Origin of the sequence: Pedobacter sp. KLB.chiD, assembly GCF_047040275.1 — a bacterium.
Lineage (GTDB): Bacteria > Bacteroidota > Bacteroidia > Sphingobacteriales > Sphingobacteriaceae > Pedobacter.
Genome location: NZ_CP178207.1, coordinates 1,940,639 through 1,957,708, shown reverse-complemented (window position 1 = coordinate 1,957,708; position 17,070 = coordinate 1,940,639). Strand labels below are relative to the sequence as shown.

17 protein-coding genes are annotated in these 17,070 nt (G+C 36.8%); 3 read left to right on the top strand and 14 right to left on the bottom strand.

Translation table 11 applies throughout. From position 1 onward, the window contains the following. Position 1: 1 nt before the first annotated feature. Positions 2-130, top strand: a complete 129-nt coding sequence (locus ACK1I8_RS07825) for a hypothetical protein (RefSeq protein ID WP_412468775.1) — start codon at positions 2-4, stop codon at positions 128-130. Positions 131-172: 42 nt separating this feature from the next. Here the strand turns inward: ACK1I8_RS07825 and ACK1I8_RS07820 are convergent, their stop codons facing one another. The 7 genes from ACK1I8_RS07820 to ACK1I8_RS07790 form a co-directional block, all read right to left on the bottom strand. Then, positions 173-1,297, bottom strand: a complete 1,125-nt coding sequence (locus ACK1I8_RS07820) for a Mur ligase family protein (RefSeq protein ID WP_412468774.1) — start codon at positions 1,295-1,297, stop codon at positions 173-175. Positions 1,298-1,401: 104 nt separating this feature from the next. Next, positions 1,402-1,986 carry a hypothetical protein gene (locus tag ACK1I8_RS07815; protein WP_412468773.1) on the bottom strand — a complete coding sequence of 195 codons (585 nt, stop codon included), beginning with the start codon at positions 1,984-1,986 and terminating at the stop codon, positions 1,402-1,404. Positions 1,987-2,001: 15 nt separating this feature from the next. Then, complete coding sequence (locus tag ACK1I8_RS07810) at positions 2,002-3,099, bottom strand: M91 family zinc metallopeptidase (protein ID WP_412468772.1); 1,098 nt, start codon at positions 3,097-3,099, stop codon at positions 2,002-2,004. Positions 3,100-3,453: 354 nt separating this feature from the next. Continuing rightward, entirely contained in the window at positions 3,454-4,326 is an 873-nt protein-coding gene (locus ACK1I8_RS07805) for a DUF1963 domain-containing protein (RefSeq protein ID WP_412468771.1), read from the bottom strand. A 954-nt stretch (positions 4,327-5,280) separates the two neighbouring features. Then, a complete protein-coding gene (locus tag ACK1I8_RS07800) occupies positions 5,281-7,335 on the bottom strand; it encodes a hypothetical protein (protein WP_412468770.1) in 2,055 nt (684 codons plus the stop codon). Positions 7,336-7,435: 100 nt separating this feature from the next. Then, positions 7,436-8,398, bottom strand: a complete 963-nt coding sequence (locus tag ACK1I8_RS07795) for a FecR family protein (protein WP_412468769.1) — start codon at positions 8,396-8,398, stop codon at positions 7,436-7,438. Positions 8,399-8,408: 10 nt separating this feature from the next. After that, complete coding sequence (locus tag ACK1I8_RS07790) at positions 8,409-8,996, bottom strand: RNA polymerase sigma-70 factor (protein WP_412468768.1); 588 nt, start codon at positions 8,994-8,996, stop codon at positions 8,409-8,411. A 205-nt stretch (positions 8,997-9,201) separates the two neighbouring features. Between ACK1I8_RS07790 and ACK1I8_RS07785 the strand changes: the two genes are divergently transcribed. Continuing rightward, positions 9,202-9,714, top strand: coding sequence for a hypothetical protein (locus ACK1I8_RS07785; protein WP_412468767.1), 513 nt, complete (start codon positions 9,202-9,204; stop codon positions 9,712-9,714). A gap of 406 nt (positions 9,715-10,120) precedes the next feature. Here the strand turns inward: ACK1I8_RS07785 and ACK1I8_RS07780 are convergent, their stop codons facing one another. The 7 genes from ACK1I8_RS07780 to ACK1I8_RS07750 all read right to left on the bottom strand — a co-directional run bounded on the left by ACK1I8_RS07780 (position 10,121) and on the right by ACK1I8_RS07750 (position 16,055). Then, complete coding sequence (locus tag ACK1I8_RS07780) at positions 10,121-10,249, bottom strand: hypothetical protein (protein WP_412468766.1); 129 nt, start codon at positions 10,247-10,249, stop codon at positions 10,121-10,123. A gap of 112 nt (positions 10,250-10,361) precedes the next feature. Next, the gene (locus tag ACK1I8_RS07775; RefSeq protein ID WP_412468765.1) at positions 10,362-10,844 is read right to left on the bottom strand and encodes a hypothetical protein; all 483 of its coding nucleotides are present in this window, start codon (positions 10,842-10,844) and stop codon (positions 10,362-10,364) included. A 32-nt stretch (positions 10,845-10,876) separates the two neighbouring features. Then, on the bottom strand, positions 10,877-12,040 hold the full coding sequence (locus ACK1I8_RS07770; protein ID WP_412468764.1) for a DUF3289 family protein: 1,164 nt from the start codon (positions 12,038-12,040) through the stop codon (positions 10,877-10,879). A gap of 13 nt (positions 12,041-12,053) precedes the next feature. Next, positions 12,054-12,605 (bottom strand): hypothetical protein, encoded by a 552-nt coding sequence (locus ACK1I8_RS07765; RefSeq protein ID WP_412468763.1) that lies wholly within the window; start codon positions 12,603-12,605, stop codon positions 12,054-12,056. 297 nt (positions 12,606-12,902) lie between these two features. After that, a complete protein-coding gene (locus ACK1I8_RS07760; RefSeq protein ID WP_412468762.1) occupies positions 12,903-13,907 on the bottom strand; it encodes a PDDEXK nuclease domain-containing protein in 1,005 nt (334 codons plus the stop codon). 241 nt (positions 13,908-14,148) lie between these two features. Continuing rightward, positions 14,149-15,150 (bottom strand): zinc-binding dehydrogenase, encoded by a 1,002-nt coding sequence (locus ACK1I8_RS07755; RefSeq protein WP_412468761.1) that lies wholly within the window; start codon positions 15,148-15,150, stop codon positions 14,149-14,151. Between the two features lie 2 nt (positions 15,151-15,152). Further along, entirely contained in the window at positions 15,153-16,055 is a 903-nt protein-coding gene (locus ACK1I8_RS07750; RefSeq protein ID WP_412468760.1) for an NAD(P)H-dependent oxidoreductase, read from the bottom strand. A 95-nt stretch (positions 16,056-16,150) separates the two neighbouring features. Between ACK1I8_RS07750 and ACK1I8_RS07745 the strand changes: the two genes are divergently transcribed. Beyond that, positions 16,151-17,062 carry a LysR family transcriptional regulator gene (locus tag ACK1I8_RS07745; RefSeq protein ID WP_412468759.1) on the top strand — a complete coding sequence of 304 codons (912 nt, stop codon included), beginning with the start codon at positions 16,151-16,153 and terminating at the stop codon, positions 17,060-17,062. The last annotated feature ends 8 nt before the right edge of the window (positions 17,063-17,070 follow it).

Here is a 17,070-nt window from a genome sequence, read left to right as displayed (position 1 = left end):
TATGATAAAAAACGCTCTTAAGGGAATACTCATTTCCCTATTTTCGCTTGCGTCATTTTTTGTAAAAGCGCAGGCACCAGAAACCAACACATCTTTTTCAGACGCTATGGCGCAGGTATTCGGATCATAAAAAACTATCATTGCTTTAATTAATTGTTTGATAAATATAATTTCATATTAAAGACTCATTTAGCTCGATAGGCTCTCGGCATTCATAAAACTTGGCTTTAAGATTACTTTTGTTGCCTACTAGATTATTTACATACCCCCATAAACCATACATATGAGACCCTTTGAAATACAGCGTGTCTCCATTTCTTACATTATTTCGTAATATTTCGTCCAGATTTTCAATTTTACAGCTTATTAAGTGCTGCTCTATTGCAACGTGGTATAGTTCTCCAATCGCAATTACTAAATCAAATTTAAGATTCAAAGCTGTCCTTATAACAGTTTCATGTCCAACTATCTCTAAAGAACCGAGATCTTTCATCTGACAAATTACTACGATCTTGCGGCCCGAAACATTTAGTTTTGAAAATTTATGCAATCCATTCTGCATACTGATTGGATTCGAATTATAACAGTCGGATATTAAGTTGATTTCGAAGTTGAATAATTTTACATTTTTATATAACTTTCCCCGACCATCTAAAGTAGGGAGTTTTGAAAAGTCGAAGGTTTTTGGTAGATTAATTAGAGGCACAATGGACAAAATTGCCGATACACATCCAACAATGTTTAATTTTTCGTAAGCAGAAAAAAATAAAGGAAATTTAATGTCAAATGATAAACCCCTGAATTTTATTGTACCTTCATAAACATCAAAGCAAATCTGACAGTGGTCCGAGGTACCATAGGTCAAAAGTGTCGTATAGGCAGGCCAGCCCGATTTCAGAGTTTCAAATTCTTTGCTATCTGCATTTAAGATCAGTACACCTCCTTTCTTTATTTTCTTAAATGCTTCCATTTTGCGTCTTGCAATTTCTTTTAGAGATCCGCACCAAGAATAGTGAGCAGGAGCGATGGTTGTGAACAGTAAAACATCGGGATTAATAATGGCATTACTTTTCTCTCCTATCGTTTTAGTTGATCCTTTTATTAATGCAGCTCCTGAAACCTCATAAACACAAAAATTAGGCCGCGTCGCATCTGCACGCTTTTTCGCAGCAGACACATGTTTAGGATAATTCCCTAATCCACAAAAATAACTTTGCCCAAAATTTGCCAAATACCAGGCAAGCGCATGGGATGTTGTACTTTTGCCAACAGACCCCATTACTGAGATGTTAATCATATATTAAGGGTTTGTCAATAACTATAAGTTGCTTTGATCTAATTGCACAAGGATGATTTAAATAAAACGACTAGCAACATACTCCATTAACATGTAACTTCAGTCTATTTTTTCGTTACAACAATTGGTGATTTTGAGATATTAAAATTAGTGATGTGATAGAATTCATTAATATTTTTAATATCTTTTTGCGGACGTGTAGTGTTAGTTTTTACAACCGGAAGCCTCTTAAATATTCTGTTTTTTAATTCTTGAGATAAGAGCCATTTTGCAACTGCACTCGTCTCAGGCATTAGTTTTACCTTATCCAGAGAGTCTAATGTGATACCTATACGAATTGGCCTCGAATTTTCATCATCAAATACAAATTGTACGTTGTCTTTTATTTTATAACCTGATCCGTTATAAATTTCCAATGACACCAATTTCATTGAAAGGATGCGTCCGGTTGAATCGAGGATATCTAAAAATTTTGCGTTACCATAAATGTTTGCTCCCTTTACAAGCCCCCGAGGTAAAACGTAATCATTTGCCAATTTTATGGCTGTGAAATTGTGACCGGAGTTATACCATCCTCCCATTTTCTCTCTTATAATGCTGGCATGCCAACCCGTTCCAAATTTCTTTACTTGAGCATGTGTTACCAGGCTGCAGATCCAAAATGCCAATAGCAAGGAGAAAATTTTCATTTTTATTAGTATATCTTATAATTTATTGAATTTAACGTCATCTGAAGATGTAATATGTTCAGTATTTCTTCCATCGTAACTTGAGCCACTCGCTGTACCTTTTTCAAATGAGTCTATTAGATCATTGAAGCTATTCACATTAAAACCATTCTCAAGTATATCATCCCAAGCATTATTAAATTTAATAATTTCCGCTTTTATTTCAGGATTATCTTCATTGTCCGGATCTCTAAGGAGCGAATAATCTGTAGCAAAGTCAATATCAAGTTCCGCTGCAAGCCTAGCGCTGAATAAAAATGCATCTATTTCAGTTGACATATAATTATTCCCTACTCGGGTGTCTCCTGAAATATCTTGGTAGGCATGGAAAAGTTCATGACCTAGAGTTAGTGACATATAATTATCGGGGAAGTCTGACGCTGGTAGTGCTAAGTTTATGAAACTAAATGTATTGGTAGATGCGTTGTAAGCCGAAGCTTGATTCTGATCACTAAAAATGAAAGTTTCACTCGTTGCATTTAAAGCATTTAATAGCTTAAGTCCAGTTTCAGATTGAGCTATAGCCGTCAAAGCAGCTAACAAATTAGCTTTAAATACCGAATTATTCGCCGGTAATGTAATTTTATCCATAAAGTCACTTACTGCGTCTTCCGCGGGAGTGGGCTCTTCTGGGTTACCCCACTCATCTGGATCTTCTGCTTCTTCTCCCGATTCGTGATCTATAACTTCTTCCACAGGGTCTTCATCAGGATCTTCAACTTCAACATGTTCAATAACTGTTACTTCTTCTAACGTTTCTCCAGGTTCTTCTTCAGTATCTTCACCTGGTTCACCATCTTCGCCACCTTCTCTCAAATGGATGAACTCAGTTCCATCATCCTCGGAATTGTCTGAAACCAATTCGTCAATATCCCATTCTTCCTCTGACCCATCCAGTATTTCTTCGCCACTCGCAAAAACAAGCATTTGTTGTTCCTCTGGCGAAATCGATGAGTTTGACGAATAAGGTAAGACATTCTGATCGTTGTTTCCCTCGTTTATATGATGGAGTTCTGAATTCTGATTTTCTTCCAAATTATTGGTATTTGGAATTGGTTTAGATTTGTTTTTCATGGTATGTTGAAGTTTAATGTTGAAATTTTACAACAATAAACAAACGCAATTCTGAGCAACCTGATTGGCTAGATTGAGAACGTTTAATTTATTTAGCAATTAAATATATAATATACTTTGATCATATGCAATCTTTTTAACATTATGAAGATTATAAAGAACGCTCATTATTAATTTTTTTTATCAATAAATCCAATATAATGTAATTAAAAATAATTTACTCTAAGAAACCTTATTGAAAGGATATGTTAAATAGGTATTGCACAAGTAATATGGCATAAGCTGCAAGTTTTGGAACTTCTCTTTTATTATCAATATTTAAAGTAAAATTATAGCTAATCAACACTTTTCACTTCAAGTATTTTGGATAACAAGTTTTACATTACCAAAGTTTCTTGCTAGTAAATCTTCTTTACGAATACCGAAATACAAAGTATTGTCACCATAATTAGGAAGGTCAATACGTTTATCGCACAGATCCACCTGTAATAACAGAATAAATTCATCACCAATTTGCTCCGCCAATTCCATATACGCATGAAGTTCTTCATTGTAAATATCCTTAGGCCTAGCAATAGCCGCTCCCCAGAACATTCTTACCGCTCCCTGAATGGCATTTGGTTCACCCAGCATATGATGCCTATTGCAATAATCACCGTCACCAGATGTTAGCTCAGAAATATAATCTTTAAGCTCTTCCAGTTTATCCTGTACTTTTGTATAAAAGTTTGAATCCTGAATGATCTTTTCCTGATAGGATGGCAGCGTATAGTGTTGTTGAAATTTAATAAAATATGAGCCGTTATCTTCTGAATCTTTTTTGTGACGTTTATTTTTCAGCTCATCGCTTTCTGCATAAATGATTGCAAAAGTGCTAATTAATGATTCGTAAGCTTCAGATTTACGATTGGCAACAAAGAAATATAAAACGCCTGTACGCGGTAGCTCACTACTGAAGACCGAGGTCTCGGAAAGATTTATCTGACCTAAAAAAGTTAAAGGTAAATCATCTACTGCTGGCCATTTAAAATCATCTGCTACATCAGGCATTCCACCTAATTTAGATTTAACGAAATTTTGAACTGTCTCTCTCGAAACCATTCCCGGCAAATTCTGGTCCAGCAACTGTATGCCTATAGCTGGCGAGATTAACCGATAAATTAAGCTTGCCTGCTCATTGAATAACTCATTTATTTTATTATCAATCAAACTTTTTAAACTTAGCATATTTAAACCTTTAAGTAATTATTTACTTCACGTTGTGATCGATTACTACTAACTATCTAATTTCTTAAAAAAACTATTTTCATATGCGTAATGGTTAACCTTGTTTTTCTACATTCGAGCTGCCAAACCATTTAATGCGCCATTCTTGTAAAACGTATTTTCCCTATTAGCTTGGGCAGCTCTTTAAGCAACTTTACTCATTTGTTAACATATGTAAATTGCATCCAATTAAAACAACAGATGCGTAAGCATTGCTTACAAATATCAAGGCTCAATAGAAACATATATGCCAGGCAGATCATGTTTCAGCTTATTTAATTGTGTTTTAGTCATAATTGCTGTCATTAAGTGTAATGCTTTAAGTTTTTTACAAGATTTTAAAACATTAACGATTTGGGACACAGAACTTGCATCACCTATAGAAAAAGAGATATTCTGCAAATTTGGTAGTTCATTTAATTCTACTGGTAATACTTTTATAAATAACCCGTCTAAATGCAGGTTTACAAGTTTTTAGTATAAAATTTTATATAGTGAGGAATTTCGTAATACCTCGCATCTGGCGGCATCATATTAAAGGGTGGATATACCGTGAATTTATCATTTCGTAATAACATTGTTGTCGCTTCAACCGATGTAGGATTTTTTTTAATGTATCCTTCGCTGAAATGATTTATTTGAAGATCGAAAACCACAGATTTTGTACAAAAAGTTAGAAACAAACTTAAAAATAATATTGAAGTTTTGTATTTGGTCATATTATTTTTAGCACCCGATCAGGTCAGTTGAAAAGTAGGCTTTCAGATATCAGATCGAAATCCAATAATAACTTTACTACATTGTTTTGCAATATTAGTATCAATAGAAATGTTTACTTCCTTTTCCCTGGTAACTCAAGAGTCCATTCATTCAGCCCTGTAATCCATATAAAGTTAATTGATGCCTGAATGCTGTTCAGAGATTAAAGCGGTAAGCAAAGCGTAAGTTGAACTGTTTGATGTGGCTGAGATTAGCAAAATCTTCGAACTTAATACCAATCTCCAGGTTATTATCAAAACTATATCCTGCGGATACTGCATATAAGAACGAATTTTCTCTTCCGAACTGAATTTTATCGACACTCCCGTTAGTGTAGGTTATCTTCAATATACTGTATTTGTTTATTCCCAGAGAAGCGCCAAGTTCTCCTGCGAAGAATAGTCTTTTACCAGTGTAAGTCCTTACCCCTGCTTTTAATGGAATAGCTTGGTATCCGACTGTGAAATATTCATCTACCTGGCCGTTAGGATGAGTAAAATAGGAAGTAGCAGAAATATCACTGTTAATGTGCTGGTGAACATATCCTGCAGAGAATGTGGCAGACATTGACCCTCTGAAATTTTTTTGTATAAAACCTTCGGTACCCAAAACGTAAGTTGACGGGAGCCCCCATCCCCATCCTGCGATAGTCCCAATTCCAGTAAAGAGATCCCGGGACACGCGCGTCTTTTTAAGTTTAGACGCAGGCTTAAAAACGGAGTTCAATGCAAGGCCAGCTTCCCAGCCGATCCATCTTTTGACCGGATTGCCATAACCTCCATAATCATCAGGCAATTTAAATTTATTTTGATATCCTTCAGAGCTGCCGGTATAAGAGTATTTATTGAATGTTGGCCCCGCTACAAAGCTTACGTTTTTTGCTAACTGCACATTAAATAGCAGCTTAGCTTGTGCCCATCTATCATCCATAGCACCAGTAAAAGAAAACTGGTAAGCAACTTCAGTAGATAGGTATATATGGTCAGTAAACATAAAATCATGTCCAACGCCCAGACCAAATGAATACATTTTATTATGTGCAGTAATGTTCGCTCCAAATAATAAGGAACTATAAAATTTATGTGTACCTGTTTTTAATGAAATATTGGTATTTGACAAATCGTTTGCCGACAAGGAAATTTTATAAAAACCATTGCGTATAATATTAATCAGCCCGATACTGGCACCACCAGATGTATCTGCTATATTGACAACGCCTATCTGTACCCCCTTTAATATGTGAGCCTTATTGTTTAGCGCCGCAATTTGAAGACCTGCAACCCTTTTATTTGTTGTATTGATAAAACCGGAAATTTGAACTCCCTTAAGAGTATCTAAAACCACATTACTCACACCAGCAAATTGGAATCCAGTTGCATTTCCACCCACAACATTAAATACCCCCGCTAGTTGTAAATATTTAGTATTATGTTTGTTAACATTAAAAAGTCCGCCAAATTCCATTCCATTGACTCCAGCTGTATAGCCTCCACCCAAGTTTAAAGAGAACTTATTGATTACTTGCGAACTCATTGATCCATGGGAACTCAAACCAGGAGCTAATGATATTTGATAAGGTCGATTAGCGAAGAAATTCTGAATATTCATGCTCTGTAGCCGCTGTGCCGTAGTTGTTAAAAACCTACCGAGCGCCGTGGATTCAACGTGTTTATTATTATGCTGATAGATAGTTCCTTCTTTTCGGTCTAATTTTACATCCACATTTAGAATGTTTAGGGAAGTATCGCGATACAAGATCTTACTAGCAGTAAGATAAGCTTCATTTAGACGGGCAGACCTCATCTTCAGCTTGAAATATCCATGCTCATCGGTTAAGGTCGACACTAGCTGCATTTTCTCGTAAATACTGGTGTTCATCAACCGTTCACCTGTACTTTCATCTACAATGATACCGCTAATGGAGTAGTTATTATTATCTGAAGTTACATCTATGTTACTAAAAGACAGTCGCTTTAGCGCTGGTGTAATGATGATATAATTGTTATGTTCTTCGTATTGGTACCTGTTACCAAATAAATGGGTTAGCGTTTTAGAAACAGTTTGGTTATTGCATATTATAGTAACCACACTGTCTTTTGCAATTGTCTTCCCGCTGTACGAGAAAAAAAAACCTCCCTTCTGGCCTATATCGGTAAGTACCCGGGAGACCGGTAGTTTGGTAGCATTGATGCTGACAGTTTTTTCTAACAAACTCTGAGCCCATATATAATTGTGGGCATTTGTAAAAAATATTAATAGGATAATGAGACGAAAGATTGGCGAGTTATGAAACATGGGCAATAAGGTAACTCTATTTTAGTATAATTCGGTCTCGTTTTATATCAATAGTAATTTTAAATGTACGACTGATTATTTGTAAAATATTTTCTAAAGATTCATTTTTGAAAGTCGTATTAAGAGGAAGATTCCTTATAGTGGGATTGTGAATTTCAATGTTCCTATTATAAGCCTCGTTCAATGTTTCTACAATGCGCCAAAGAGGTGTGTCATCAGCAATAAACATTTTTGTGCGGTAGTAATTGTACAATAGGTCTGGATTCTTGACTTTGGTCAAACTTTTCGCCACCTTCGGAACAATTATTTTTTCACCCGGCTCAAGAAAGATACTCTTTCCACCTTTACTTACCTTTACTTTGCCTGATTCGACAATTACCTCCACATCACCATTTTTGAGCTTCACATTGAAAGAAGTGCCTACGACTTGTATAGTCGTGCCCCCTGATTGAATCAAAAATGGTTTTTCCTTATTCGGCTTTACATTAAAGAACGCTTCTCCTTTAGTGAGTGCCACCTGTCGCTGTCTGTCTTTAAATTCAGAAGGGTACTCAATAATGCTTTGCTTATTTAAGGTTATCACAGAGCCATCACTAAGTGTATCTATTTTGACCATTTGTCCGCTCACAGCCTGCAGATTGCTAACTGATTGGTAAAAACTGTAGATCCAGGCAACCGCAGCAATCAATATAAACGCTGCTGCCACTTTCATCCATACATGTGTTGGCCTATACTTTAGAGTGAGTAGTTTTTTTTCTTGTTGGTTTTTTATCTTTTCTTTTAATGCGGAGAGCGAATGATTTGGATCTAAAGTCTCTCCAGTATCCAGTTTCTTACTCATGTCCCATAATATCTGAAACCGTTGGAACCTTATTTCATTTTCAGAAGTATTCTGCCGCCAGTTTTCAACTATTCTAGCCTGTTCCACAGATACCTCCTTTAAAAGGTAACTGATTAATAAATCGTCGCTCATTTCCATTTCTTGCATATTAATTCCACAAACTAATGATCAATTGACAAATAAACAGCGGAAGATAATCCGCTAATTCTACTCTTAACCGTTTCAGCGCTTTACTCATCTGAGCTTCTACTGTTTTAATAGATATCCCGAGCTGCTGGGCAATTTGGGCATATTTGAGTTCTTCAAATCTGCTTAACTGAAATATTGTTCGGCATTGTTCCGGTAAATTGTTTATGGCGTTTATAATCTGATATTCCAATTCCTTATAGCTCAGTTTTGATGATGGGGTTTCCGGTCGACTTTCACATTCGGTAGATGCATATGAACGATAGTTTTGTTTGACTTTTTGATGCTTGATGTAGTTGAGGCATTCATTGTAGACGGCGCGAAACAGATAAGCCTTCATCGAAGTACGGATTTCCATTGGTTCGTTGCTTTCTAATATCTTTAAAAAAACCTGATGGACCATTTCTTCTGCAATCTCCTTATCACTTAAAATTATATAGGCATATCGATGTAAAGCTGAGTAGTTATCCAGGTATATAGTGTCAAAATCAGGATAAAAAGAATTAGGATACATTTTATCAGGCGTCTTATTAATTTTTTTAGTCGGCAATACCGCGATATTTAGGTAAATATTAAACTTGAATAACCTTTAGACAACAGAGTGTACTATTACCCTTATGGGAAAAAAAAATAAAATGTGCATTTTACCGGGATTTAAATCAATGTTATAGGAGTTCATCATTTAATAGGTTAATTTTTTTATTTGTTAAGATAAGGGTTTAAATATTTTCAGGTGTCTTAACCTAAAAACAAATATGAAAAAGATTTTATTTACGATTCTTATCTTATCGACAGGAACTCTTATAAGAGCGCAAAACGTTAATGATCCTGCTGTAATTAAACAAGAACTTCCAGTTAATACACATGGACTGGAATTCGGTGTCAGTATCAATCCCGGGCTTTCGGTTGGAAGCGCAGGCTCCAAATTTGTATTAGGTGGAGAATTAACGTTATACAAACATCTAATACGCAATTTAGAAGCCACAGGCTCAGCGAAATTAACCCGGTTCTTCTATAATCTTAAGGACATACAAAACGAGATGCTAATCTCTATTCAACCAGGAATACAGTATGATCTGAATAAGAGTTTCTATGTTGGAGCTCAGGCCGGTGTTGCGCTTTCGACCACTGATGGTGGAGCATATTTCGTCTACTCTCCAGCCGTAGGCGTCAAAATATCGAAACAGTTTGGGGCTGGACTGAAATTTGATCGGTTTAGTAATAAATCGTCGGTACTTGGCCTTACTATGACTTACAAATTCGGATGATAAAATTTCAGTAACTAGAACAAGTAGTTCTGAAATCATTTATTTTGAACAATGTAGTGGAAGCGGCGGCAGTGAACATTGACGCCGTTTTTTTGTCTTTTAATTGCTTTTATCCGAACGATTTGCAAATTTTGATTTTCAATTAACACCTTTATTGCCAGTAAATCATGTCATCATTGTAATATTGCTGTTTTCACAGGCTACTAATCATTCAAAACGAGAGTTCTAACCAAAGAACCACTCAAACCTCTACTATCCTTTATCGATATTCTATTTTTGTGGGAATCATATTATTATCTATTTGAATTTCCCGTATACCACTACTTGCGCAGATAAAAGCTTAGGCTATGGAGTGCCTCAACTCTAGCTGCCGTCATGAGTTCTGGCAACATTTCACACTTTGCTACTAAATATTTGCTAATTCTAAAGTCCATTCATTGAGCCCTGTACTCCACATCAAAGTAATATCGGTCTCTCCGGTATAAAAACTACGCGGTATTTCAGCCATAGGATCTGCAATATTAACCATGTGCATGGCTCTATTAGGTAATTTTTTTTCCATCGGGCAGCAACTCCATCACTTCCAAGAATTTTGAAATTGTTATCCTCATTCTAATTGTTTTTCCTATTTACACACTTTGCATGCATTAATCTTTACTTTTCAAAGGCGGTGCTTCTGAAATGGTAATATGTTCTCCGCCTGAAATCATCCCGTCCTTGAATTCAAAAATAGACAGGAATTGTCCCTTAGACCAGCTATACGTAAATTTTCGATCATGATCATTTGAATATCTGTCTAAATCTCTCGGATCTGTTTTTAAGTGTTGAACATTTGTAATGTTTGATTCGAGATAAAATGACATACTGAAATTAATGTATTTAAAAACATCTTGATTTATTCTCTTCAATACAAACTCATTTAGCTGTTGGCTGCATTCTTTGTTGTCTTTCCAATTTGAAATTATAAAGTATTCAGTATAGTCTCCTGGTAGCGATAAAGAATCTACCTTCGCATTTCCATTACTAAACTGATCAAGCCTCACAAATTTTAACGGCTTTTGATTAGATGCACAGCTACATGCAAACAGAAAAAAGGAAATAATAAGAAAGGCTGATTGTGATTTTTTCATAGTATTTTAACTTAATTAAAGTGAATGGTGAATTACTTAACCGACATTTCCAGTCTGACCCAAATTTTTGTTTTAAATGGACGATAATTTCTTTCATGCTGTAAAATCCACCAAGACGGAAAACCATCATGCCAATCCTGATATGTTTGTGCATCATGAAGATCTAAACCAAAATGATCTACTATTTCTAATTGTACTACGGCCTTCCATTTGTTGTTTGGCAATGGTGTAAAACTTTCTAAGAAAATCTTTGATTGTTCTGTATCATTAACGAGAATTTGCAATCCGTGGAACTTATTATATAGTCCATCATATTTTGGTCTATTACCTCCCATATTTATTGGGGCCACATTGTTAAGATTCATATTAGCTTGCAGCAGTTGCTGATTAAATGTTGCTCCAAATTCTTTCAAAAAGTTTAATGTTTGAACGCTTCCTGTAGCCCTTTGATTTAATATTATATTACCATAATCTGCACCTGTTCCATTCCGAAATTTATCAATCATATCAAGACCAACTGATTTTAATCCACTATCAAATGTTGTACATTTTTCAAATAAATCTGTCATTGAAAAAAAGTACTGATCGTCTAATAAATTTTGAAGATAGGGCGGCGCCCAACTGACATCTCCATTTGTCCCATATTCCAGATCTTCCGTATTCCCTCTATCTTGAGTATATCCAATGATACGCAGCGGAGTACCAAAGTTGTCATCAACAAAGTTTATATCTATGTTATTTATGATTTCAGGTTCCTCGGGAGCGTCCTCAACAACAAGACCATTTGCTAGCGATCCTCCTCCATCGCCTGGGCCTGTGTTACAAGTCGAATACTGTGCATAAAAGAAATAAGTAATAAGATCTGACTCAGTTAAGTTAAAACTTGCCGTGCAAAAGTTTTTAGCATAATATAGGGCGTTGTAAATTATACTGTTGATATGATTCTCCCCATCTGGCATATTATAAAAGGTCAATGAACCGTCTGGATTAGTGCTGTAATACTGTGAATCAAAATTAAGGTAGGAATAAAATTGATTTATAAAAGTTGTCGTAACTTGATAGTTCCAGGCTGTAGGATTTGATCCAGGATAACCTGTAAACTGATAATAGAATTCAAATTTGACTACTGTAAAACAATCTACAGTTTCCGGTGGACCTACTCTTTGTATGGTTCCCTTAGTTTTCTGAGTGTTCATCACCTTGTTCTTATTACGTACATCTTGTAATGAAGCATGTTTTTTTTTTGTCAAATTCCTGTATAACTATGCGCTGCTGTTCAACGAGTTGAGGAGAAACCTTAAGACCCATTTGCGCAAACCTATAAAGTACCTTTTTAATCCGTTCTATTTCCATGCGATTACTTTTATTCACCGTTATACTGGAATCATATTTTTTGATTGTAATATTAGATGCAGTCTTAGGTCCTGATAGTGATATTTCAACGAAATCATCGCAAATTCCTCCCGGTTTTACTATTGGTATGCAATAGTTAATGTTGGCGTTCAAGTCTGAGGAAATTCGGAGAACTATCTTACTCCAGTCCAAATGGTCGCCACGATTTAAGGCATCTAATAAATGAGTTGTCTTGTTTGAAGTCATTAAAACATCATTGAGATCTTTCGTGAATTGATCTGCAGACTCATCGAGTGTTGGTAGGTCATAATCTTGGAGATGCTTCTCACAAGATGTAATGCCCAGAATTAAAAAAATAAAAAAAAATGTAAATACTGTTTGTTTGAGAGTGCTAGAATTAGAGAGCATAAAATTTTGGTTTTTAGTTTAAATTAGATTGTTTGGTTTTAAGGAGAAAGTTTTTTACACTAAGTTTCCTTAATGGTTAAAAAACAGGTACCCTTCCTTGATAATAAACATAATATTTTTTTTACAGATTACATCAACCTCAGACCGATTAAAATTCAAGAAACTTATATTTAGCAAGACAAAAAATATGAGTTATTAGGGGTATAAATGGCTAAATCCTTTTACTTAGATGGCGTTTAATGATACATTTCTAAGAAAAAAAGAATTAAGACAATTTTTCATAAAGCTCTTTCTATTTTACTCCAATTGTTTCTTCAAAGCATCTTTACTTGGCAAGACTGCCTTATATTCTTTTGCAAAAATCTGTTCATTATGTTCCGGTAAAGTGAATTCAACCACCGTGCGGTTTTCTTCTTTACAAAGGACGATGCCGATTGTAGGGTTTTCTTCAGGAAGTTTGATTTTTCTGTCATAGTAATTCACATACATTTGCATCTGACCGATGTCTTGATGGGTGAGTCTGCCGATCTTAAGATCTAATAATACAAAGCAACGGAGCAATCGGTTATAAAAAACCAGGTCAACAAAAAAACTATCGCCATCGAAAGTAAATCTTCTTTGGCGACCTTCAAACAAAAAACCTTTGCCTAATTCGAGCATAAAGTTTTCTAATTTATTAATAATCGCTGCTTCAAAATCGCTTTCAGAATATTTTGCATTTTCTTGAAGCCCAAGAAATTCAAGTACATAGTGACTTTTTAAAATATCTGCTGGTTTTTCTATAACCTGGCCTGATTGAGAGAGCTGCCTGACTTCATCCTTTTCTTTGCTTAACGCAATGCGCTCATATAAAGCGCTGTTAAATTGTCTTTGCAGTTCCCGAACCGACCAATTATTATTCACGCATTCAATCTCGTAAAAGGTTCGTTCATCATTATCTTTGATTTTCAGCAGCTGCACATAATGCGTCCAGCTCAATAAAAAAGGACTTTGAAAAATCCCAGTCACTGACTGGGAAATTCGGTCCTGATAAGCAAGATAAAAGTTCCTCATGTATTCCAGGTTAGAAACAGAATAACCTTTGCCGAACTCCTGGTTGAGGGCAAGGCTCAACTTCACAAGGGTTTCTTTTGCATAATAAGCCCGCTCACTACCCTCCTGCTCATCTTCCACAATCATCCTACCGATTTGAAAATAAGCGCATACCATCGCCGCATTGACATTCCGAACTACTGCGCGCTGCGTATCGGTGACAATATTTTTAACTTTTTCAAATAATATAAAGGATTGACCAGTACTCATAAAGTTGTTTTGAGCACAATAATGAGTAAGAGTAGCAGGGTATTGACTAATCTGGCGTTGGCTAGCCTTTATTGGCTGTTAGTGGCCTTAATAGTTAATCACTAGATCTAATTTAATTTTATTTATGTTAATAATATTGTCCGGCATATTAATTTCAATGAAATAATATTATTTAATTTGAGGGTAATTACCCTTTTTATTTAAGTCAAAAAATCATCTTACGTCATTTGGGATATCACGTTTATCCAATTGTTAATACAATCTTCCCTCCATTGCCACCGTCTTCCGCATAATGGTGCGCATCAGCAATCTGCTCAAATGTAAATTTTCTATTGTCTATTAAAGGTTTAACCCGAGTCTGTTCGACGAGTTTGGTAATATGTTGTAAGATCTGTCCATGTTGCTGCTTTCCTGCTGCATCATGATAAAGGATGGGTAGAATCATGTATATGGTGTGGAAAGCCAATGCCTTTTCGTGGATAGGTGACAGATCCATTGTAGCCAGCGATACCGTGGTAACTACCGCTCCCTTTCTTTTGACTGCTTCAAAGCTTTGCTGTAAATGTTGGTTCCCAATCGTGTCAAAGACTACGTCAAAACCTTTGCCTTCGGTGTATTGATCTACAAAATGCTCAACGGCTTCCCTCTCGTAATTAATGGTATAATCCGCCCCCAGTTCATTCGCCACTGCAGCTTGCTGTTCGTTGGAGACTGTTGCATACACCTGCGCGCCCAGCACCTTAGCGAATTGTATTGCGAAATGTCCAACTCCGCCTACTCCACCATATACCAGTATCTTTTGTCCGGGTTGTAGGTTTGCCCGTTGAAGAATGGCTTCGTAAGCGGTAATACCCGCTAAAGGGATAGCGGCCGCGGCGGCAAAATCCAGGTTGTCGGGCATTTTGGCCAACAACCGGTAATCTGCTTTTGTATATTCGGCCAAAGCCCCGTTAATCCCTGCTACTCCACCGATACAACCGTAAACCCGGTCTCCAACTTGAAACGCGGTGACATTGGGGCCGACCTTAGCCACGATGCCAGATACATCCCCGTGTAGGATAGCCGGGAAGCTCGGAACCAAATGCGGTAAAAAACCGCTTCTTATTTTATAATCGATGGGGTTGATGGATGTTGCTTTTACATTGATCAAAACTTCCTCATCATTGATTTCAGGTTGAGGCAGTTCTATAGTTTTAAATACCTTATCTGCTGCTCCGAAACTGTTTATTGCTATTGCTTTCATCTTTAATCTACCTTTTTTGTAAGAAGAATTATGGGTTGTTCAACGAGCATGATGTCAATTATGGAAACGAATGCCTTTACATGCGGCTGTTCATTATGCTCCTGCAAGCCCTTATCATCATTCCATATTTCATAGAAAGTAAACGTATCGGGATCATCAGTTGATTGGTGCAGATCATAGCGCAGACAGGCCACTTCTTTATGGCTCGCATTTACAAGATGGTCAAGAATGCCTTTTAACTCACTGCGGTATTCCTGACGTCCTCTGACGATAGCGGTAACGTAAACCTGGTCATTCGCTTCAGCGTCCGTTTGGAAAATAGATTTAAGGTGGTGAAGATATCTTTCCTTGTAACTGTCTACGCGTTCCTGGGTAACGTTCTTTTCCAGATCGTGGAAATGGATACCCTCTATACGTTCAAGGGAAAGAAACGCATTCATCCGGTGGAACCCAAACAACACGCCATCGTCCACACTCGTTTGGTGGAAGAATTCGCCCGGCAGGGTAAACGCTGTTTCAGGCGCATTCCAGGTCGTGGTTGCGATATATCGTCGGCCAAGCATCGTGCCGCCCGTGCCATAGTTGATATCGGGATTATCGGCTTTTCTTCCATCACTGTAAAACATTCCCTTTCGGTGTCCGGCAGTAAAAACCTTGTCTACATATTCTTTTAGCCGGTAGGGCATAGAGAACCACCATACCGGGAAGTGATAGATGATTACGTCTGCCCACACATATTTCTGAACCTCTTCCAGCGGATCATAATCTTCATTGATGTCTGTAAGTTGAAGTTCAAAGCCTTGTTCTGGCGTAAAGAATGCCTGATCCAGCTCTACCAATGTTCTGTTGAACTTTCCGCCTGAATGAGCAAAATGCTGCCCGCCGTTGATTACAAATATTTTCATGTTTTAAATAATCTTGAATTTCCTTTCAAAATTATCTCGTTTTAAAGTATAATAAAAATAACATAAATTTGAACTTACTATAATAATAATTATATATGCAAGGCAATTTAGAGTGGTTTAGGACATTTAGAGCTATTTATGAAACCGGCACTATGAGCGGGGCGGCAAAAGAGCTTTTCGTATCACAACCTGGTGTTGGACTCCATCTCAACGCATTGGAAGCCTATACCGGCTTTCCTTTGTTTGAGCGTACGGCACGGCGGATGATCCCAACAGAGAAAGGAAAACTGTTGTATAAACAGATGATCAGTTCACTCCATTGCCTGGAAGATATAGAGCAACGTTTCAAGCAGAAATCCGGGAACACGAGTGCCACCGTCAGCATTGGCATGTGCGTGGAAACATTCCAGCACGTTCTGGAAAAACATATACCAATGCTGGACTTTAATCTGATGATTCAGTTCGGAGACAACAAACACTTATTACACCTGTTGGAGCATGGCTCGGTAGATCTGATCTTAACAACAGAAACCAGTAGTTGCAGCAGCTTATTGTTGAAACCTCTAACTAAGGAGAAATTTATTTTGGTATCAGGAAAGAAAACCGATACCTCGGGCTTTCAATATTCAGACAAAGCGGCATTGAAAGAATGGCTTAAAAACCAGATATGGTATAGTACTGCTGCCGATATGGAAACCCTCAGCAGATTTTGGGAAGCAAATTTTGATGCACGCCCCGAGTTTGTACCCAATTATATTGTCCCTAATAAATTTTCCATCACGCGATGCCTGTCCGAAGGAAATGGTTTGGCGATACTCCCCGATTTTCTTTGCAGAGAGACTATAGCAGCGGGCAGCATTGTACAGCTTTGGGAGGGATACGTGAACGTAGAGAATACAATCTATTTCGGCCAGCGAAAAAGAACCCTTCATGCCAGTGAAATAGCATATATAGCACAAATACTGAAAAATGAATTTCAGTTAAATAGTAACTTATTGATTCCATAATATCAGAT